19 protein-coding genes are annotated in these 19,552 nt (G+C 67.4%); 12 read left to right on the plus strand and 7 right to left on the minus strand.

Going from position 1 to position 19,552, the window contains the following annotated elements:
* Window positions 1–233 precede the first annotated feature (233 nt).
* Window positions 234–1,160, minus strand: coding sequence for a LysR family transcriptional regulator (locus tag HNR09_RS08790; protein WP_179541685.1), 927 nt, complete (start codon window positions 1,158–1,160; stop codon window positions 234–236).
* 265 nt (window positions 1,161–1,425) lie between these two features.
* Here HNR09_RS08790 and HNR09_RS08795 point away from each other — a divergent pair, with 265 nt between their 5' ends.
* From HNR09_RS08795 to HNR09_RS08805, 3 genes are all read left to right on the plus strand, one after another.
* Window positions 1,426–2,547 (plus strand): PrpF domain-containing protein, encoded by a 1,122-nt coding sequence (locus tag HNR09_RS08795; RefSeq protein WP_246348769.1) that lies wholly within the window; start codon window positions 1,426–1,428, stop codon window positions 2,545–2,547.
* A complete protein-coding gene (locus HNR09_RS08800; RefSeq protein ID WP_179541686.1) occupies window positions 2,544–3,644 on the plus strand; it encodes a type 2 periplasmic-binding domain-containing protein in 1,101 nt (366 codons plus the stop codon). Before HNR09_RS08795 ends, HNR09_RS08800 begins: the two co-directional genes overlap by 4 nt.
* A 63-nt stretch (window positions 3,645–3,707) precedes the next feature.
* On the plus strand, window positions 3,708–5,627 hold the full coding sequence (locus HNR09_RS08805; RefSeq protein WP_246349210.1) for a tripartite tricarboxylate transporter permease: 1,920 nt from the start codon (window positions 3,708–3,710) through the stop codon (window positions 5,625–5,627).
* 137 nt (window positions 5,628–5,764) lie between these two features.
* Here HNR09_RS08805 and HNR09_RS08810 read toward each other — a convergent pair whose 3' ends face one another.
* From HNR09_RS08810 to HNR09_RS08830, 5 genes are all read right to left on the minus strand, one after another.
* Window positions 5,765–6,517, minus strand: coding sequence for a Pr6Pr family membrane protein (locus tag HNR09_RS08810; protein WP_343047500.1), 753 nt, complete (start codon window positions 6,515–6,517; stop codon window positions 5,765–5,767).
* Window positions 6,518–6,698: 181 nt separating this feature from the next.
* Window positions 6,699–7,274, minus strand: a complete 576-nt coding sequence (locus HNR09_RS08815) for a dihydrofolate reductase family protein (RefSeq protein WP_179541688.1) — start codon at window positions 7,272–7,274, stop codon at window positions 6,699–6,701.
* Window positions 7,274–7,768, minus strand: coding sequence for an SRPBCC family protein (locus HNR09_RS08820; RefSeq protein ID WP_179541689.1), 495 nt, complete (start codon window positions 7,766–7,768; stop codon window positions 7,274–7,276). Before HNR09_RS08820 ends, HNR09_RS08815 begins: the two co-directional genes overlap by 1 nt.
* Window positions 7,761–8,096, minus strand: a complete 336-nt coding sequence (locus HNR09_RS08825) for an ArsR/SmtB family transcription factor (RefSeq protein ID WP_179541690.1) — start codon at window positions 8,094–8,096, stop codon at window positions 7,761–7,763. The genes HNR09_RS08820 and HNR09_RS08825 overlap by 8 nt, the downstream gene beginning before the upstream one ends.
* A gap of 105 nt (window positions 8,097–8,201) precedes the next feature.
* Window positions 8,202–8,468 (minus strand): glutaredoxin domain-containing protein, encoded by a 267-nt coding sequence (locus HNR09_RS08830; RefSeq protein ID WP_179541691.1) that lies wholly within the window; start codon window positions 8,466–8,468, stop codon window positions 8,202–8,204.
* 210 nt (window positions 8,469–8,678) lie between these two features.
* Here HNR09_RS08830 and HNR09_RS08835 point away from each other — a divergent pair, with 210 nt between their 5' ends.
* The 6 genes from HNR09_RS08835 to HNR09_RS08860 all read left to right on the plus strand — a co-directional run bounded on the left by HNR09_RS08835 (window position 8,679) and on the right by HNR09_RS08860 (window position 14,745).
* Window positions 8,679–9,026: a YciI family protein gene (locus HNR09_RS08835; RefSeq protein ID WP_179541692.1), complete on the plus strand. Its 348-nt coding sequence runs from the start codon at window positions 8,679–8,681 to the stop codon at window positions 9,024–9,026.
* A 15-nt stretch (window positions 9,027–9,041) separates the two neighbouring features.
* Complete coding sequence (locus tag HNR09_RS08840; RefSeq protein ID WP_343047501.1) at window positions 9,042–10,352, plus strand: RNA polymerase sigma factor; 1,311 nt, start codon at window positions 9,042–9,044, stop codon at window positions 10,350–10,352.
* 115 nt (window positions 10,353–10,467) lie between these two features.
* Complete coding sequence (locus tag HNR09_RS08845) at window positions 10,468–11,646, plus strand: FecCD family ABC transporter permease (protein WP_179541693.1); 1,179 nt, start codon at window positions 10,468–10,470, stop codon at window positions 11,644–11,646.
* Window positions 11,646–12,440, plus strand: coding sequence for an ABC transporter ATP-binding protein (locus tag HNR09_RS08850; protein ID WP_179541694.1), 795 nt, complete (start codon window positions 11,646–11,648; stop codon window positions 12,438–12,440). The genes HNR09_RS08845 and HNR09_RS08850 overlap by 1 nt, the downstream gene beginning before the upstream one ends.
* Window position 12,441: 1 nt before the next feature.
* A complete protein-coding gene (locus HNR09_RS08855; RefSeq protein WP_179541695.1) occupies window positions 12,442–13,470 on the plus strand; it encodes an ABC transporter substrate-binding protein in 1,029 nt (342 codons plus the stop codon).
* A 6-nt stretch (window positions 13,471–13,476) separates the two neighbouring features.
* Window positions 13,477–14,745 (plus strand): MFS transporter, encoded by a 1,269-nt coding sequence (locus HNR09_RS08860; protein WP_179541696.1) that lies wholly within the window; start codon window positions 13,477–13,479, stop codon window positions 14,743–14,745.
* Between the two features lie 158 nt (window positions 14,746–14,903).
* Here the strand turns inward: HNR09_RS08860 and HNR09_RS08865 are convergent, their stop codons facing one another.
* Window positions 14,904–15,260 carry an ArsR/SmtB family transcription factor gene (locus tag HNR09_RS08865; RefSeq protein ID WP_179541697.1) on the minus strand — a complete coding sequence of 119 codons (357 nt, stop codon included), beginning with the start codon at window positions 15,258–15,260 and terminating at the stop codon, window positions 14,904–14,906.
* 16 nt (window positions 15,261–15,276) lie between these two features.
* On the opposite strand from HNR09_RS08865, the gene HNR09_RS08870 reads away from it, so the two are divergent.
* The 3 genes from HNR09_RS08870 to HNR09_RS08880 all read left to right on the plus strand — a co-directional run bounded on the left by HNR09_RS08870 (window position 15,277) and on the right by HNR09_RS08880 (window position 19,543).
* Window positions 15,277–15,753 (plus strand): SRPBCC domain-containing protein, encoded by a 477-nt coding sequence (locus tag HNR09_RS08870; protein WP_179541698.1) that lies wholly within the window; start codon window positions 15,277–15,279, stop codon window positions 15,751–15,753.
* Window positions 15,754–15,931: 178 nt separating this feature from the next.
* Window positions 15,932–17,506, plus strand: a complete 1,575-nt coding sequence (locus tag HNR09_RS08875; protein WP_218881908.1) for an MFS transporter — start codon at window positions 15,932–15,934, stop codon at window positions 17,504–17,506.
* 222 nt (window positions 17,507–17,728) lie between these two features.
* Entirely contained in the window at window positions 17,729–19,543 is a 1,815-nt protein-coding gene (locus HNR09_RS08880; RefSeq protein ID WP_179541700.1) for a hypothetical protein, read from the plus strand.
* Window positions 19,544–19,552: the final 9 nt, after the last annotated feature.

Raw genomic sequence — 19,552 nt, forward strand, 5'->3', positions numbered from 1 at the left:
CGTTGAGCAGACCCGAGCGCGTCCTGAAGATCGACGTGCTCGACACCCCCCCCTGAGCCTGCCACCGATCATCGACAGAACTGCGCCACCAATCGTCGAAGGTCGCGCCTCAGAGACTCAGCGGCAGTCCGGATCGAGGCAGTCCTTGTGCCGCCGTCTGCGACTTGACCCTCCAGGACCATACCGGCCGCTTCAATGACGTGGGGAAGTCCCGGTCATCGGAGACCAGCTCATCAACCCCGGAGCATATGGGGCCAGAGTTCACGGACGGTATCGAAGAGTGAAGCCTTGAATGCGACCTCAGCGGGTGAATAGACACGTTCCTCGCGCTGGCCCACCATGATGCGGCGTTCAGGAGCCTGGGCTCCCAGACTCAGTACCCGGACGCCGGGGTGCTTGACCGTGACGGCACTTTGGGGAGCCAGCGCGACTCCGATGCCGGCGCTCACCATCGCCTGGGCCTCTTGGTAGTCGTTGGCGTACATGGCGATCACGGGACGGAATCCTGCAGCCGTGGCGGCACGGTCGAGGACTTCGACCACAGGGTGCTGGGAGGCGCGCACCACCCACGACTCCTGCGCCAGCTCAGACATGCTGACGTCCTGAGCCTGGCTCAGATGGTGGTGGCTGGATACCAGGACGACGAAGGGCTCACGGAAGAGCTCCTCGATCTTGATGCCATCCGTGTTGAACGGCCTCCAAGGGTGGTCCCAGAGCAGGCTGAGATGCATCTGCCCTCGTTCCAGACCAGTGACCAGCTGGTCGATTCGCGTGCTGCGGATTGAGAGAGAGACGGAAGGGTACTGGCTGGAGAAGCGCTCGATGACCAGTGGCAGAAACGACGACGCCACGGTGGGGAACGCACCGATCACCAGGGAACCGCGCTTGCCGGCCGTCAGGTCGTCCAGGTCCGCCTGAGCCGCATCCATCTGGCGCAGGATCTTGCGGGCGTGGGCGGCCAAGACCATGCCCGCTTCAGTGGGGACCACGCCGCGGGACCGTCGGCGGAGCAAGGGTTGTCCCACCTCCTGCTCCAGACGACGCAACTGCTGTGAAACAGCCGATGCCGTGTAGGCCAGTTCATCGGCGGCCGCCGTGATGGAACCAGCTTCGACCGTGCGAACGAAGACCTCTAGCCGCCTGGTGTCAAAGAGCGTCATGACGATCAGTCTAGCCTTCGCCGCAACGAATGAAGTCTTGCTACATCAAGAGGAATTGCGCGTAACGACTCGATTGGTTCCTGGTGACCAGGGGATCGCACGTCGACGATCTAGGGATCACCAGACTCTCGGCAGGAGTCATCTCGCTCCGGAACGACATCGGCATAAGTGCTGCTACAGCTAACGCCACTTTTCGTACATTGTGCTTAAGTGATGCCGCACACGACACTGGACCTAGAAGTCGGCCGTGTGACAGGAGTAACAATTGAAGCTGATCAATGCCCGCTGGATGCGCGGCGGAACAAGCAAGTGCTGGGTCTTCGAAGCCACCGAGCTGGGAGCTGCGGGGTTCACGGCGGACACCGTCCTTCCGCGTATCTTTGGCAGTCCAGACATCCGCCAGCTTGATGGGGTGGGTGGGGCTACCTCGACCACCAGCAAGGCACTCATTCTGACCCGCGAGAACGGTGCGGTTTCGGACGTGAGCTTCACATTTGCTCAAGTCGGGATCGAGGAGGCGACGGTGGACTGGGGCAGCAACTGCGGAAACTGCTCCGCCGCCGTCGGGCTGTACGCGATCGAAGAAGGCTGGGTGCCGCGAGGAGACGCCGTTACCGAAGTTCGCACCTTCAACACGAATACAGGGCAGATGATCATTCAGACCATTCCCACGCCCGGGGGCCAGCTGCCCGACGACCCCCAGGCAACGATCCCCGGAGCTCGCTTCCCCGGCCATAGGGTGGCGCTGGGATTCTTGGAGCCGGAAGGACGCACCACCGGGTCGTTGCTGCCGTCCGGACAGACCCGGACGCGGCTCGCATACGGCGCAGGCAAGACCGCACTGGTGAGCATGGTGGATGCTGGTGCACCCATTGTGATGATCGATGCGCAGAGTTTCGGCCTCGACGCCCAGGACTTCCTGTCATGGACTGCTGCTGCCAACACGCGGCTGCCTGAACTGGAGGAGATCCGCCGCGCGGCTTCGGTGGCGATGGGGCTCGCCGACTCCCCTGAGGCGGCCGAACGAGCGATACCCAAAGTGGGCCTGGTGAGTGAATCCCCTGATGAGGAAGCCGATCTGCAGGTCCTGATGATGTCGATGGGCAAACCTCATCCGGCCATGCCCATCACCGGCAGCGTGGGAGTGACTGTCGCGGCGCGTACTGCTGGCACTGTCGTCGCTGAGAAGATCAGTTACGCGCTCCCCAGGGAGCTGAGACTCCGGATACCAGTAGGGGTGCTGGTCACTCTCACCGATGACAGCTCGTTGGGCCAGACCGTCGGGGTTCATCGGACCGCTCGGACGTTGGCCGATGCTCGTCTGCCCATCTCGAACGGCGAGCTGGAGCGAGCGTCACGCGCGATGCGGCAGGAGGTCGTCCTGTGAACCCTACGATCTCGCGCAGAGCTCTTCTCGGAACTGGCGCCGCCGCGGCCCTGCTGAGTGCCGTCGGGTGCGCACCTCCGCAGACCAAGTACCAGCCATCCGGGGCAGGCATCGTGGACGTGGTGGTGCCCTACGGCACCGGTGGCGGCACGGATACCTGGGCGCGTTTCATCACCCCCTACTTCGCGGACAGGCAACCTGATGTCGACCGGTATCAGGTGGAGAACGTCCCTGGCGGAGAGTCGATCACCGGAACCAACGCCTTCGTGCGATCCAACGTGACCGATGGACGGCAGACACTCGTCGCCTCGGCTACGACTTACTTCCAGAGCATGTTGGGTCAGAGCACGGTCGAGTTCGACTTCGGCCGGATGGAGCCTTTGGCGCTGAACGGCACGGGCGCGGTGCTGTGGACCAGCGCTGAGAGTGGCATCACCTCCGTCGAAGATCTGGTCGGCAACACCGAGCAGTATCGCTACGGAGGAATGTCAGCCTCTGGATTGGACCTCGTCCCCTTGCTTGCCTTGGAGGCCCTGGGGGCCAACATTCGTGGTGTCTTCGGGATGGAAGGGCGAGGGCCCAGCCGGCTGGCCGTCCAGCGAGGAGAATCCGACCTGGACTTCCAAACCACCTCCGCATACCTCTCGCAGGTCCAACCGATGGTCGATTCCGGCGAGGCGTTCCCTTTGTTCGCTGTCGGCAGCCTGGTGGACGGACAGGTCGTCCGGGACACCAACCTTCCGAACGTTCCGACCTTTGCCGAGATCTACGAGGGGTTGGACAACCGCACACCCCAGCAGGAACTGGCGTACAACGCGTTCCAAGCGTTCGTGGTCCCCGGGTTCTTCTACCAGAAGGGGCTATGGGCCAACGAAGGTACGGATGCCGCGGTCATAGAGACCTACGGTCGGATGGTCGCGGACCTGAACGCCGACGAGGACTTCATCACGGAGGCCAAGGACGCCCTGGGCGGATACGAACTCGTCTCCGGGGCCGACGCACGGGCCGATTTCCGCCGGGCCCTGCAGCTGGATGAGGACGTCTTGGCCTTCACCAAGAACCTCCTCGAGGACAAGTACGACGCCGTACTGGACTGACCTGAGGGGACTGACATGTTAGACGCAGCAACAGAGGCCCTCGTGGCCTTCACAGATCCAACCATGCTCCTCTTCCTCGGGGTCGGCGTGCTCGTGGGCATCATCATCGGTGTCATACCCGGTCTGGGCGGCACAGGAGCAGTGGCCGTTCTGATGCCGTTCGTGTTCGTACTCGAACCGAACCAAGCGATCGCCATGATCATCGGGGCGGTCGCGGTAGTCCATACCTCCGATGTGATCACGTCGGTGGTACTCGGAATCCCGGGCTCCGCATCGGCCTCCGTGTTCCTTCTGGACGGTCACGAGATGGCGAAGAAGGGCCAAGGCGGACGCGCGTTGTCCACCAGCTTCATCTCATCCATGATCGGGGGCCTCATCGGCATTGTGGTCCTGACGCTGATAGTCCCGATCGCCGCGCCCATCGTCACGGCTTTCGGTTCGCCAGAGATCTTCGCACTGATCGTCATGGGCATCTTCCTCACGGCCCTGCTGTCCAAAGGCAACGTCGCCAAGGGCCTACTGATCTCCGCCTTCGGCCTGGCGCTGGGGCTCATCGGCGTGTCACCGGTGTCTGCGGAATACCGCTACACCTTCAATTCGGAGTTCCTGACCGACGGCATCGGTCTCGTCGCCGCCGCCTTGGGAATCTTCGGCCTGGCAGAGATCATCGACCTTGTGGCCAAGCGGGGCGCCGTCTCCAAGGAACGCGTCGCCCTGGGCGGCGGATGGAGACAAGGAATGAAGGACGTGGGCACCTATAAGTCGGACGTACTTCGGGGATCGGCGGTCGGCGTCGGCGTCGGAATGCTTCCTGGCGTGGGGACCACGGCCGGCGCGTGGTTGGCCTATGGACAGGCCCAGGCCTTTGCCGGTCGACGGAGAGATTCGACGTTCGGAAAAGGCGATCCCCGGGGCGTCATCGCCCCGTCAGCAGCAAGCAACGGGATTGAATCCGGTGCACTGATCCCCACGCTGCTGTTCGGAGTTCCGGGTGCAGCCCCTTTCGCGCTGCTCCTGGGCGTGCTGCTCATCTTCGGTGTTCAGCCTGGTCCGTCACTGATCACGAATGACCTCGACTTGGTCTACCTCATCGTGTGGGCCTTCGCCATCGCCAGCGTCATCGGAGCCGCCCTGGCTTTCTTCCTGGCCCGTCCGCTGGCACGCCTGAGCTTCGTGTCCTTTCCTGTCCTGGCCGCGGCGCTCATCCCGATCCTTTTCATGAGTGGTTTCCAAGAGCCACTGCACTTGAACGTCTTCTACCTCATGTTGGCCTTGGGGATCGTGGGCTGGATCTGCAAGGTCACCCACATCCCCCGGGCCCCATTTCTGATCGCCTTCGTGCTCGCTGAGCCCTTGGAGCGCTACTACTTCCTGACCGTCAATGCCTTTTCACCAGACGAGTGGATGACCCGTCCCTTCGTCATCGTCATCGCGATCATCCTGACCGGCGCGATCATCGTGCCGCTGGTCCGCCGGCAGAGGAAGCGGACGAGCAAGGTCGAGGAGACGATGCAGTTCTCTGAGAAGTCGGACATGACCGTCCCTCCGTTCGTCGAGTTGGCCGTCTCGATAGCAGCGCTGCTGTTCTTCACCGCCGCCATCGTGATGTCCCGGGATTTCTCAGAGAACGGACAGCTGTTCCCGCTGGCAGTGGGAGGGGCGGGTATCCTTCTGGCCCTGATCAGCCTGGGATGGGATATCTCCCGGGTGAGAGGCGAGGGCAGACTGGGCCGATTCGACGATGTCTGGCTGCAGCGACTGAAGATCGTCGGGATGTCCATCGCGTGGATCCTGGCATACATCTGGCTGGTCTTCCTCGTCGGCATGCTGGTGGGGTCCGCCGCGTTCGCTCTCGTCTTCTTGCTTGTGGTGGCGAGAATGAAGGTGGTGCCCACGATCGTCTACGCCGCCTGCATCGTGGGTGCGTTGTACCTGCTCGCCGAGTTCGCTCAGCTGGTTCCGCCCGCCGGGTATCTGCTCTAGCGCGTCGTCAACCGGCGCATCGCAGTCGAGGGTGCAGTCGGGGCTGGTGGTTCGTCGGAGGCCTCCTCCTCGGCTGCACGGTCTGGAGATTACCTGAGGCACGGAAGGCCCCAGGGGCGAGCCCCGCGCCGGTGGTGCTACAGCCCCGGAGCCCGTCGCCCCCACCAGATGACCAGTGCGCTGACCGCGATCATCGCGACGGCGATGCCGACCACGTGGATCATCACGCCGGGGTACCCCGCGATCGGGGCCAGGCCCGGGTCGTGGGGGTCCAGGAACGGATAGGGGTACCAGTACGGGGCGCCGGACTCCGGGTTCGTGACCAGCGGGCCGCGGACCATCGTGTAGATCGCCCAGACCAGGGGGAAACCCACGACGACCCACAGGGAGCGCCACGGAAGCGCCCGGCGCCGTGGCCCCAGCAGCAGGTCGGCGAAGAGGAACAGCGGGACCACCAGGTGCAGGACTTCGTTGGACCAGTCCGGCGGCTCGGTGCCCTGCGGCAGCGGCAGGTGGCGCAGCAGGGTGTTGTAGACCGCGCCGGTGATCAGCGTGCAGCTGGTCACACAGGCCAGCCCGATGGCCAGGGCCGGCGGGTCCTCCCGGATCCTCCGGCCCTGCAGCAGGTGCCGCAGTCCGGCCCAGATCAGGAACACGGCAGCGGCCGAATTGGACAGGATCGTGAAGTAGCTGAAGAAATTGCCGATCGTGGTGCCGATGTCGCGCTTCAGCTCGACGGCGGCACTCACGGAGGAATCGAAGTGGGCGATCACCGCCGCTGCGCCCAGCACAGCCACTCCGACGCGCAGCGCGGCCCAGATCGTCGCGCTGGGAGGCGCGGCCTGATCCCGCGTCGCTGCGCGGGATGGGATCGCTTCAGCCTCGGCCACGTGGTCGCTTCTTCCTTCTCTTCGGCTCCCGCCGGTGCCGCCGCCGGGCAAGGGGGCTCGAGGCGGGCACGCGAGTGATCACTTCAGCATTTGTACCGCAAGCATAGGGGAAACGCCATGGTCGGGATGCTGCACGGCGCGGTCCGCGGCCCCGTGTGGGACGCGGCGTCTCCGCCGTCGCTCAGGTGGGGTCGGAGAGGCGGTACTCGAGGATCTGCTGGCCTGCGGAGTAGCTGCGCGAATGGACGAGCTCGAGGTCCCGCACTCCGAGGCCGTGGGGTGTGAAGCTGCGTCGACCTCCGGCCAAGGTCGGCACGATCCGCAGCCTCAGCCCGTCGACCTCACCCGCCTCGAACAGGTTCGAGACCAGGCTCAGGCTGCCCCACACCACCACCTCGCCGGAGCTGCGCTCCTTGATCCGGCGCACGCTCGCGACGCCGTCGCCGCTCTCGATCCTCGCCGGGGCCAGTGAGCCCCATGGTGCTTCCTCCAGACGGGTGGACACCACGTGCTTGGGGCGAGAGTTGATGATCCCGGCCAGGAGATCCTGCTCCGGGGTGACCTTCGGCCAGTGCCCAGCGAACAGTCGGTAGGTGTTCGCCCCGAGGATGATGGCGTCCACGTCCGTCCATCGGGTGACGGTGTCGACGTCGCAGCCTCCGGCGTCCACGGTGGGCGGCACGTGGTCCATGCCCCCGTCGGCGTCCTGGGCGCAGCCGTCGGCCGACACGATGAGGTCCACGATAAGCCGCCCCATCAGAGACCCTCTCGAGGCAGGGCCGGTCCGGACGTCTCCTCGAGTGCTCCCAGGTGGACGGCGAGGATCTCCACGGCCTGCTGCCATCCGTCGTGGACGCCGTCGTCCCCGGGCCGGCCGGCTGTGCCACGCAGGGTGAAGACCATCCTGGTCCTCTCTCCGTCACCGTCCAGCGTCACGGTCGCCACCGGTGAGGCCCCGGGTGCGGTCTCGGACGAGGCCCAGGTGAACACCAGGCGGGACGGCGGTGCGACCTCCAGGAATTCACCTCCGGTGGGATGGGCGGCGCCGGTCGCGTCCTCGATCATCGTGTAGCGATACCGTCCACCGACCCGGAGGTCCACGTGGATCGAGTCCAACGGCGTGGAGAACCCGGCCGGATGGAACCAGTGGGTGAGATGCTGCGGATCGGTCCAGGCCTGCCAGACCGTGGTCACGGAGGCCTCGAAGGTGCGGGTCAGGGTGAATTCGGGTGCTTCGGTCTCGTCAGTCATCGTTCTCCTCCAGGGTGGTCAGGTGGTGCTCGAGCAGGTCGAAGCGCTCACTCCACTCGCGGCGGTGCTGCTCGACCCATGCGGCAGCGGTGTCCAGCGGCTCTGTGCGCAACGACAGGGTTCGCCATTGCCCGTGGGCCGCGCGTTCGATCAACCCGGCGGTCTCCAGCACCTTCAGATGCTGGGAGATCGCCGGGGCGCTCATCTCGAAGGCGCCGGCCACCTCGCCGACGGTCGCGGGCCGCGTGGAGAGGCGGGTGAGGATCTGGCGCCGGGTGGGATCTGCCAGCGCCGAGAAGGTTCTGCTCAGGGGGTCCTTGCCAGCCAATGTAGTATCTCCTTAATTAAGGAATATCTTAACTATAGCCCGGGATTCGGTGCCGTCAAGGGTGAGGATCCCGTCAAGCCTCCGAGAGGCCTGCTCCCGCCGGAATCAGATCAGCGTCAGCTCGCGCAGCTTGGCGGCGACGTCGTCGTTGCTCGGCTCCACATGGTGGGAGCCGTCCGGGTAGACCACCACCGGGATGTTGGTGCGTCCGGAGATGTCCCGGGCGACGTCGGCGGCGTCCACGTCCTGCTCCAGATCGATGTACTCGTAGTCGAGGCCCAGGCCGTCCAGCTGGGCCTTGGTGCGTCGACAGTCGCCGCACCACTGGGCGCCGAACATGCGGATCTTCGGGGTCGGTTCAGCAGTCGTCATCGTGTCCTCTCGACGTGTCCGGAGCGGAGCGCACCACGCTCTCGCTGGAAGCAACCATCGCGATCGTCGAAGAATTTCCTCCGCAGCTGTCGATCTGGCACACCCCTGTGCGTCATGATGTTGTCGGGCCATACGGTGCGACATCCGTCGACCCCGCAGAAGGCTGACCGCCCGTGTGCGGCGCCCGGGGCCAGAGACTGAGGAGTCACCATGAAATACGCACTGCTGCTGATGGGCCGCACCGACGACGCCGGCTGCGGCGATCACGGAGGAGCCGACCCGGAGGAGTTCTTCGCCTTCGACAAGGAGATCACCGAGGCCGGCGTCGTCGTCACCTCCTTCGCCCTGGAGGACCCGGAGCACGGGGTGCGGGTGAGCAGCGACGACGACGGCGCCCGCGTGGTCACCTCAGGTCCCTTCGCCGAGGTCCAGGAGTTCGTCGGCGGAACCTACATCATCGAGGTCGCCGACATCGACGAGGCCCTCTCCTGGGCACGCCGCAGCCCCGGCTCGGCACCCGGCGGGCACGTCGAAGTCCGCCCGGTGGCCCCCTACTGAGCCCTGTGAATCCAGGTGAGCATCGCACGGGACGCCCCTGGGGGCGCCGCTGAGGATGCCGCGCACCGGGTGATCACCGGCCTCGGCCGGGACGCCCGGGCGCGGATCCTCTCCGCGCTCGCCCGCCGCTTCGGCGACCTGGACCTGGCCGAGGACATGATGCAGGAGGCGCTCCTCCAGGCCCTCCAGGTGTGGCCCCAGGCAGGAATCCCGGACTCGCCCGAGGCGTGGCTGATGACCACCGCTCGGCATCGGGGCATCGATGCGCTGCGGCGCCGCAGCGTGCTGAGGCAGAAGCTGCCGCGGCTGCGCGTGGAGCAGGAGCGCGCCTTGGTGCCGCAGGCCCTGGACGACCCCGCCGCCGTCGTCGGCGACGAGCATGATCTCATCCACGACGACCGGCTGGGACTGTTCTTCGCCTGCGCGCACCCGCTGCTCAGCCCGGAGGACCGGATCGCGCTGACCCTGCGGTTCCTGGGCGGACTGAGCACCACCGAGGTGGCCCACGCGCTGCTGCGGCCGGTGCCCACCATGCAGCAGCGCATCGTGCGGGCCAAGCGGCGCATCCGCACGTTGGGCATCGCCTTCGGGGTGCCCCGCCGAGACGATCTGCCCGAACGCCTGGCCGGGGTCCAGCGCGTCATCTACCTCCTCTACGCGGAGGGCTTCACACGCTCGGAGGGAACCACTCACACCCGCGAGGACCTCACTGCCGAGGCGGTCCGGCTCGCCCGGGTGCTCCGCGAGCTGATGCCCGGCTCTGCGGAGACCGCCGGACTGCTCGGGCTGCTGCTCCTCACCCAGGCGCGCCGCCCGGCGCGCACCGACGACGACGGCAGGCCGGTCCCGCTCGCCGAGCAGGACCGGACCCGCTGGGACCGGCAGCTCATCGATGAGGGCATCACTCTGACCGAGTCCGCCGTGGCGGCTCCGGGTGCGGGCCCGTACGCCATCCAGGCGGCGATCGCCGCTGTCCACGCTGAGGCCGCCGGCTGGGACACCACCGACTGGGCTCAGATCGCCGTGCTCTATCAGCTGCTCCAGACCCACGACGACGGCCCTGTGGTGCGTCTGGCCGGTGCGGTCGCCCATGGGCGGGCCCACGGGATGGATGCGGGCCTCCGACGGCTCGACGCGCTCGCCGCGGAGCCCGCTCTGGACCGGTTCCGACCCTTCCACATCGCCCGTGCCCTCACCCTGCAGGAGCTCGGCGAGCCGCACGATGCCGCCGCCGCGTACCGCCGTGCCCTGGAGCTTCCCGGCAACGAAGCCGAGGGGGAGTATCTCGCGGCCGCGCTCGCCGGGCTGGAGGATCAGCGCGACTGAGGGTCCGACCTCAGGGGCTGCAGCACCTGCGACGTCTGCTGACGCGCATTCGCGCAGGGGAGTGGAATCCATTACGCTCGTGCGAGTTGAGAATTATTCGCATTAGAGGGGTGCCATGCGATCTGGAGCCGATGCCGCCGTCCACAGGCCACCGCCCCGCACAGATGCCAGTACCAGGCCGGGGAGCCTGACCGTCCCGATCCCCGCACCGGGTGCGACCCCAGAGCACACGGACCCCCGTGGCTCGACGCCGTCACCCAGGTCCTGGAGGATCGGGCTGCTCGCCACCGGGCTGCTGCTGATCCTCGCCTTCTCCGTCCTGGTCGCCATCGGGCTGGGTTCGGCCGTCGTGCCCCCGCAGGACACCGCGCGCTACCTGTGGACCGCCGTCGTCGGCGGCACCATCACCCCGGAGGAGCTCACGCGGTACCAGATCGTCTGGAACATCCGCGCGCCACGGGTCCTGCTCGCCGCCGTGGTCGGCGCCGGCCTGGCCACCGTGGGCGCCGCCATCCAGGCACTGGTCCGCAACCCGCTGGCGGACCCCTACATCCTCGGGGTCTCCTCCGGCGCGTCCGTGGGAGCGGTGACGGTCTCACTGTTCGGAGCGCTGTCCCTCCTGGGCATCTACGCGGTATCCGTCGGAGCCTTCCTCGGGGCGCTGGGTGCGACCCTGCTGGTCTACGCCATCGCACACAGCCGGTCCGGCATCACTCCGCTGAAGCTGGTGCTCACCGGAGTGGCGCTCTCCTTCGGCTTCCAGGCGATCATGAGCGTGCTGATCTACTTCGCGCCCAGCGCCGAGGCCACCTCCATGGTCCTGTTCTGGACGATGGGCTCCTTCGGCGCGGCCACCTGGGGCGGGCTTCCCCTCGTGGTGGTCGTGGTCGGACTCGGAATCCTGGTGCTGCGTCGGTCCAGCCGCGCCCTCGACGTCATGTCCCTCGGAGACGAGTCCGCGGCCTCCCTCGGGGTGGACACCGCGCGGACACGCCGGCTGCTCTTCGCCGTCACCGCGGTGATGACCGGAGCGATGGTGGCCCTCAGCGGGGCCATCGGATTCGTCGGCCTGGTGATCCCGCACATCACCCGGATGATCATCGGCGCCTCCCACACCCGGCTGCTGCTGATCTCCCCGCTGATCGGCAGCATCTTGATGGTCTGGGTGGACCTGCTCGCCCGCACCGTCGTCGCCCCGCGGGAGCTGCCTCTGGGCGCCCTGACCGCGCTGATCGGGGTCCCGGTGTTCATCCTCCTGATGCGCCGGCGCGGCTACGTCTTCGGAGGCCGCTGATGGAGATCACCTTCGACGACGTCACCGTGGACATCGGCGGCGCCCGGCTGCTGGACGCCCTGCAGCTGAGCGCCGGCTCCGGAGAGGTCCTGGGCCTGATCGGGCCGAACGGCTCCGGAAAGTCCACCGCGCTGCGCTGCGTCTACCGCGCGTTGAAGCCCAGCTCAGGAGCAGTCCTGGCGGGGGAGCGGGATGTGCGAGCCGTCTCCATCCGGGAGACCGCCCAGCAGATCGCGGCCCTCACCCAGGAGGGTTCCGCGGACTTCGACTTCACCGTCGAGGAGGTCATCGCCTTCGGCCGGGCCCCGCACAAACGCGGCAACGAGCCGCTGACCACCCGCGAGCAGGCGATGTGTGCGGAGGCCATGAGGCGGGTCGACGTCGCCCATCTGGCCGGGCGCGGAATCCTCGCCCTCTCCGGTGGGGAGCGTCAACGGGTGCTCATCGCCCGCGCCCTGGTGCAGCAGCCGCGGGTGCTCATCCTCGATGAGCCCACCAACCACCTCGACATCCGCCATCAGGTGGAGCTGCTCTCCATGGTGCGGGCCGCCGGGCTCACGGTCCTGGTGGTCCTCCACGATCTCAATCTCGCCGCGGCGGTCTGCCACCGGCTCGGAGTGCTGCACGAGGGGCGTCTGGTCACCTCCGGAACACCCGAGGAGGTGCTGACCCCGGAGCTGCTGGCACGGGTGTTCGGCGTCGAGGCGACCGTGGTGGCCCATCCGCTGACCGGAGCCCCGCAGGTGCTCTTCTCGCTGACCACTCCTCACCCCGCCAAGGAAAGGACCACCTGAGATGAACCCCCACCCACACCATGCCGCTCCGCCCACCCTGCGGCGCAGCGGCACCGCGGCGGCCTGTGCCGGGATGCTGCTGCTGACCGCCTGCGGCGCCACCGTGGAGGCGGAGGACGGCGATGCCGACGTGCAGACGACCACCGTGGACAGATGCGGGGAGGCCGTGGAGTACACCACTCCGCAGCGCGCCGTGGTCTACGAAGGCGGCAGTGCCGACAAGCTCTTCGCCCTGGGCCTGGTCGACCACGTCCACGGCTACGTGATGCCCCCGGCCAATCCGCCGGTGGAGGAGTCCCCCTGGGCCGAGGACTACGCCGCCGTCGAGTTCCTCTCCGACGACCTTCTCAACCGTGAGCTGGTGGTGGACGAGAACGCCGACCTCGTCGTCGCCGGATGGAACTCCGGCTTCTCCGATGACCGGGGGATCACCCCGGAGATCCTCGACGGCCTGGGGATCCAGAGCTTCATGCACGCAGAATCCTGCTTCAACTACCCCGGCCACGCCGAGCAGCACGCCCCCTTCGAAGGGCTCTACACGGACCTGGAGAGGCTGGGGCAGATCTTCGCCGTGGAGGACCGGGCCACCGAGCTGGTCGCTGAGTACCGAGACCGTGAGGAGGCCGTCCGGGACGCTGCGCCGGAGGGAGACCCCGTGCCGGTCTTCCTCTACGACTTCGGCACCGACCAGCCCTTCACCGCAGCCAACCAGGTGCCTCCCCATGAGATCATCGACATCGCCGGTGGGGAGAACATCTTCGGCGAGGTCGACGCTCGGTGGACCGAGGCCAGCTGGGAGGCCGTCGTCGAAGGCGAGCCGGAGGTGATCATCATCCTGGAGTACGGGGATCAGCCCGCCGAGGACAAGATCGAGTTCCTGAAACAGAACCCGACGACGGCCAACCTGCCGGCCGTCCAGGCCGACGAGTTCTACATCATGGACTACAACGAGGCGATCTCCGGACCACGGAACATCGATGGCCTGGAGAGTTTCGCGGAGTACCTGAAGGACTACGTGGAGCGACGCTGAGCGCCGATGCGAGAACAAGCCTCCCCGATCCGCGCGCCGGACGTCGCCGACCATGCCTCCGACCGGGTGATCATCGCCAGGATCTGGCCCCTGCTGATCGCCGCCGTCGTCGGGCTCCTGCCCTTCACCGCGTTCTCCACGTTTCTGGTGCCGATCTCCGCCACGGCCGGAGCCCAGGAGTCGGTGGTGGGTGGGCTGCGCGGCCTCGGAGGTGTCACCGCACTGCTGACCGGCGTGATCATCGCCCCTCTGCTGGAGCGCTGGTCACCTCGGGTGGCGGCACCCGCGGCCCTGGTGCTGCTGGCGGTCGCGAGTCTGCTGGCCGCCACCGGCAGCCTGGTGCCCCTGGTGCTGTTCTGTCTGCTGGTCGGAACGGCGACGGCTCTGCTGACCCCGGTGCTGCTCGCGGGGGCGACCCGCAGCTTCACCCGGGCGGGCGACGGCGGCCGAGCAGCCACCCTGGTCACCGCGACCCAGACGCTGGCCGCCGTGCTGGCGGCCCCGCTGCTGGGGGCACTCGCGCTGGCCGGCGGGTGGCGCCTCCCCTTCGGCGCGGTGGCGCTGCTCGCGCTGGTGACGGCGTGCGCGCTCGCCGTCTCGTCCCGAGCCTCCTCAGTCGCCCGCGGGGGCCCGTCGGGGCAGCAGCACGCGCCTCCTCGATACCTCGAGGCTTTCCCCCTGGTGAAGGGGCGGAGGGATCTGCTGGCCGCCATCGGTGTCTCGACCATGCGCACCACCGCTTTCATGGGGCAGCTCGCCTTCCTGGCTGCCGTCTATGATCAGCGATTCGGCCTGCAGGCGGAGCTGTTCACCGTGGTGTGGACGCTTTCCGGAGCGGCCTTCTTCCTGGGCAACTACCTGGCTGGCCGGTGGGCCCGCCAGGTCGCAGGCTCGCGACGCAGGACCCTGATGCTGCTGGCCTCCGGCACTGTCGGGGGGCTGGCTGCGCTGCCTGTGGTGGTCCTCGTCCCGGGGCTTGGGGCGGCCCTGGCCGGCACGGCTGTGCTCAGCTTCAGCCACGCGGTGCTGGCCGCGGGGGTGACCACGCTGATCGCACAGCACGGGGGTGAGCTCACCTCCGTGGCGTTCAGCCTCAACGCCGCAGGTCAGAGCCTCGGGGTCTTCCTCGGTGCCGCGGTGGGCGGGCTCGGGCTGGCGCTGGCGGGACTGCCCGGGCTTGTGATCGCCCTTTCCGCTCCGATGCTCCTGGCCCTGGGGATGCTGACGTGGATGGGGCCGGTCGGAGCATCAGCGGAGCCCGCCGAGACCCGGTGAGGGAGTGGCCACCCCGCGCCACCCCCGCACCTTCTCCATCGAGTGGTCGATTCGAAGGGATTCTCCCGGCCTCGTGCCCAGAAAATCCAGTCGAATTGACCACTCGATGGAAGCGGGGCAGTTCTGCCCGCCTCGGAGTCGACGCCTGGGGCGGCGGCTCACTCGGAGTCGAGTTCCTCGAGCAGCTCGACGGCGGCTCGGGCGTACTCACCGATCCAGCGGTCGTGGATCCGTTTGATGGGCAGCGGCGCCAGCGTGAGGTGACGTTCCCGGCCGATTCGCGTGCCGATCACCAGCCCTGCCCGCTCGAGCACCCGGAGGTGCTGGAGGACGGTGGTGCGATCCAGCTCCGGGAAATGCTCACAGAGCTGCCCGGTGCTGCAGGAGCCGGACTTCAGGGCATCCAGCATCCTCCGGCGCGTGGAGTTGGCGAGAGCCTTGAAGACCCGATCGTCGTCGGATCCCTCGGCAGAGGAATCCGCATCCGTGGAACCATTGACCTGCTGCGACGACATGTTGTAAAAATATCACATGAATACCACTGAGGAACTCACCGAACTGAGCTTCACCGTCTCCGCGTACATCGCGCGGCCCAGTGCGGAGGTGTACGACGCTGTCGCGGACCCCGCCCAGCTGTCGAGATACTTCACCACCGGCGGCGCCCGCGGGCGGCTCGAGCCTGGGGCGGAGGTGTCCTGGGACTTCGAAGACTTCCCCGGCCGCTTCCCCGTCACCGTGCTGGAGGCGGACCCACCCCGGCGCATCGTCATCGAATGGGAGAGCGAAGCCACCACGGACAGTCGCTCGGTCACCACGACGACCTTCACCTTTGAAGCGGTCGACGGCGACACTCGCACCCTGGTGACCATCAGCGAGTCCGGCTGGAGGGTCACCCCTGAGGGGGCGACCCAGGCCTTCGGCAACTGCGGAGGCTGGACCGGGATGCTGGCCGCTCTGAAGGCATGGACTGAGCATGGGATCAATCTGCGCGAGGGCTTCTACCAGTAGGAGGGCCTCAGCTGGGAGCCGGGGCGGTTCTGAAGGTGCTGGCGCGTTTCGGAAGGTGCTGGGCGGCCGCTCCTGCTGGGGCCGCCGAGCCAGGCATGGGACGGAACCGGAGCATTCCCGGAGCGGGGTCGGCCGATCATCGAGTCCCAACACACCTCGATGAAAGGCCGCAATGGCGATGACCGACGACTCCCTCCACTCCTCCGTCAGAGCCACCGCCCGCGAATGGGCCGGGCTCGTGCTGCTGGCGCTGCCCATGATGGCCCTGGCCACCGATCTGACGGTGCTCTTCTTCGCGTTGCCGACCATCAGCGCCGACCTGGAGCCCAGTGCCACGCAGAGCCTGTGGATCACCCACGTCTATGGGTTCCTCATCGCGGGGTTCCTGGTCACCGCCGGCCGTGTCGCGGACCGGGTCGGGCCGCGCCGGGTGCTGCTGCTGGGCTCGGCGGCGTTCGCGGGGCTGTCGGTGGTGGCCGCCTTCTCCACGAGCGCAGAGATGCTCATCGCTGCCCGCGCTGCACTCGGCATCGCGGGAGCGAGCCTGATGCCCTCGCTGTTCGCCCTGCTGCGCACCATGTTTCAGGAAGAGACCCAGCGGCGGACCGCCATCGCGATCATGTTCAGCACCTTCACCATCGGAGGGGCGGTCGGACCCCTGCTCGGCGGAGTTCTGCTGGAGTCCTTTCCGTGGGGCTCGGTGTTCCTGATCAACGTTCCTCCGATCGTCCTGCTTCTGCTGGGCGGGCTGAAGCTGCTGCCGGAGCGGACCGAGCGCAATCGCAGCCGCATCGACATGCTCAGTGTGGCCCTCTCCGTGGCGGGCATGCTGGCGATCATCTTCGGCTTCCAGGAGCTCGCCGCCCTGCAGGAGACCGGCGACGGCGTCGCCTGGCCCTACCTGCTCAGCATCGGCCTGGGTGCGGGGGTGATGACCCTGTTCGTGCTCCGGCAGCGCAGGCTCGCCGAGCCGCTCTTCGACCTGGCTCTGCTGCGCAGCCGCGGTGTCGCCGTCGCGCTGGGTGTGCTGCTGATGATGGGTGTCAGTGTCACCGGGATGTTCTACCTCTTCACCCAGCACCTGCAGTGGGTCGGAGGGCTGTCCCCGCTGCACGGCGCGTTCTGGACCTTGCCCTACATCGGACTCAACATCGTCGGGGCGATGCTGGCTCCTCGCGCCGCGCAGCGGTTCTCCGCAGGGGCGGTCACGCTCTTCGGGCTGCTGATCGCCGCCGGCGGTGCCTGCGGGCTGGCGCTGACCACCGGGCTCGGGTCGTCGGTGGCCGCCATGGCGGTCGGCATCGCCGTCGTCGGGATGGGGCAGGGGGCCGCGGGTGCGCTGATCGTGGATCTGATCATCTCCAGCGCCCCGGAGGAGAAGACCGGGTCGGCGGCGTCCGCCCAGGAGATCGGCGGAGAGCTGGGCAGTGCGCTGGGCATCGCGGCAGGCGGGGTGGTGGCTCTGCTCGCTTATCAGGTCGGCATGGCGGATGTGGACGTCCCGGGGGCTCCGAGATCGGTGGTGGAGACCGCGCGCCACAGCGTCCATGAGGGGGTCAGTGCGGCTCAGCACCTCACCGTGGGCGGGGGTCAGCTCCTGGAGCAGGTCCGTGACGCCTTCAGCCTGGGGCAGGTGGTCTATGCAGGTCTCGGAGCCGCCGTACTGATGACATCGGCTATCCTGCTGCTGGTGTCGCGGCGCGCGAGGCGGGGGTCCGTGACGGAGGCGGCCGCTCCGAGCGACTCGCGGTGACTTCCGGCGACGCACTGTGACTCACCGTGATCTCCGAGGCGGTCTCACACGCGAGGATGGGGTCAGGCATGGGGACGTGGGCCGAACACCGGCTCGCGAGAAGAAGATTGCCCCGTTCGAAGAGAACCGGGCCTAGGATGTGGTCGGGAGCGACGATCATTCTTCAGGGTCATCGGACCAGGGAGAGGACCACCGCTGCGAAGCGGTGAGGAAGAGACTGACGTGGCAGGTGATCAGGGAACCCCGGGGCGGGCCGCCGCCGACGACGGGTCCGAGGGTGCTCTGCACCTCGTCGTGCACGTCAGGGCCGCCGTGATCCTGACGGACCAGCAGGGCGAGAGGTCCCGGCACCCGGACATGGCCGCCGCGCTGGACGCCGTCCGCAGATCCCATCAGGGTCACCTCTCGCCCATGCTCAGCGTGCAGGTGGACCCCTCGGTCCGGGACATCGTCGACGAGGGCTGCTGGACCCTGGACTACATCGAACCCGAACGGTGCGAGGGCCGCCCTCGGCAGGCGATGGACTTCCAGATCACCTATGACTCCTGGAGCATCCAGGCCCCCGGTGCGACCCCGCGGGACATCCCCGTGGAGCGCCTGCGAGACGAGATCGCCACAATCATCGTCTCCAGCGGGAAACCTGTGGAGGTGCTCGGTGACCTGCTGGGCATGACACCGGTCATGTTCGGTCTGGACCCCTCCGGGCACGTCGTCGCCATGCCCGAGGAGCTGGCCGTGCGGATACGTACGGCCGAACCCGTGGAACCTGAGCCGGCACCGATGCCGGCGGGGGACTCCGGAGAAACACCCGAGGGGTCCGCCGTCCCCGAGGGCCTCTCCGCCGCGGAGGTCGAGGGTGAGGGCGGCGAGGCGACCTCCAGTGAGGTCCGCACGCGCAGCGAGCGTCGGGCTCGTGAGGAACAGCAGGCCAAGAGACGGCGTCGACGGCGCGTGGCCGCCGCCGTCGTGCTGACCGGGGTGGTCGCCGTCGCCGGCTGGTTCTTCCTGATGAGGCCGGATGACGGTCAGGCAGATTCTGTGGCCACGCCCTGGCCGGAGCTGGTGGACACCGACGCCGATCTGCAGGCTGAGCATCCGATGCGGCTGTGGAGTCTCGATCCCTCAGAGGCTGACCAGCTCTCGGTCTTCTCCGCCGGGGTGCTCAGCTTCGACTCCGACGAACAGACGCTGCTCCTGCGGAACGCGTTGACCGGTGAGATCGACGTCGAGTATGCGCTGGACTCCGAGCTTCTGTGGACCACTGAACTGCGGATCGACGGCGACGCCGCAGTCGGCGTGCGCACCCAGGAGGAGTTCGTGATCCTGGCCATCGACGGGATCCAGCAGCGCTGGCCGATCCCGGAGGGCGCCGAGGTCACCGTCATGGGGGAGCTGCCGCTGCTCCATGATGGAGATGAGGTTCATGTCCTCGTGGCGGATTCTGAGGATCCGGTGCGTCAGGAGGTGAATCCTGAGCTGATCACCGGCGCCGCGGACGGGGAAGGGGTCATCCAGGCCCGCCCGGGAGAGCCGGAGATCGTGTTCATCCCCTTCGATGAGGACGAATCCTCTCAGCGCACGGAGCTGGCGGCTCCTGCGGAGGAGGCGGACTTCAGCAAGCATCTCGCGGTGGGCCACGGCCATGCTCTCTCCCACTGGATGATCGAGGAGGACAGCTATTACGTGGTCCACACGGTGTCCGCTGGGGAGGTGACTGCCGTTCTCGAGACCAGGACCCAACCAGCCGAGTCTCCTGCGTGGGAGATTGGTCGGGGGATGGACCTGGCGATCATCGAGAATTATGCTGTGTCATTGACGACCGGTGAGCTGGTGGCTGCTTGGGAGAACGGGGAGTTCGCCGCCGCGCTGGGGCCTGCGGCAATCATGGAGACCGACGGCCACCGTCAGATCGTGCTTGATCAGCACGTCTATTCGGAATCAGACAGAGTGATAGGGGTGTCCCCGCGGGGGACGTTGTGGGTGCGCCAGCCGGACGGATCGGTGGTTGCTCTCTCCCGGGATCGAGGGGATGCATGATGGTGCCAG

The sequence above is a fragment of the Nesterenkonia xinjiangensis genome (assembly GCF_013410745.1).
GTDB lineage: Bacteria > Actinomycetota > Actinomycetes > Actinomycetales > Micrococcaceae > Nesterenkonia > Nesterenkonia xinjiangensis.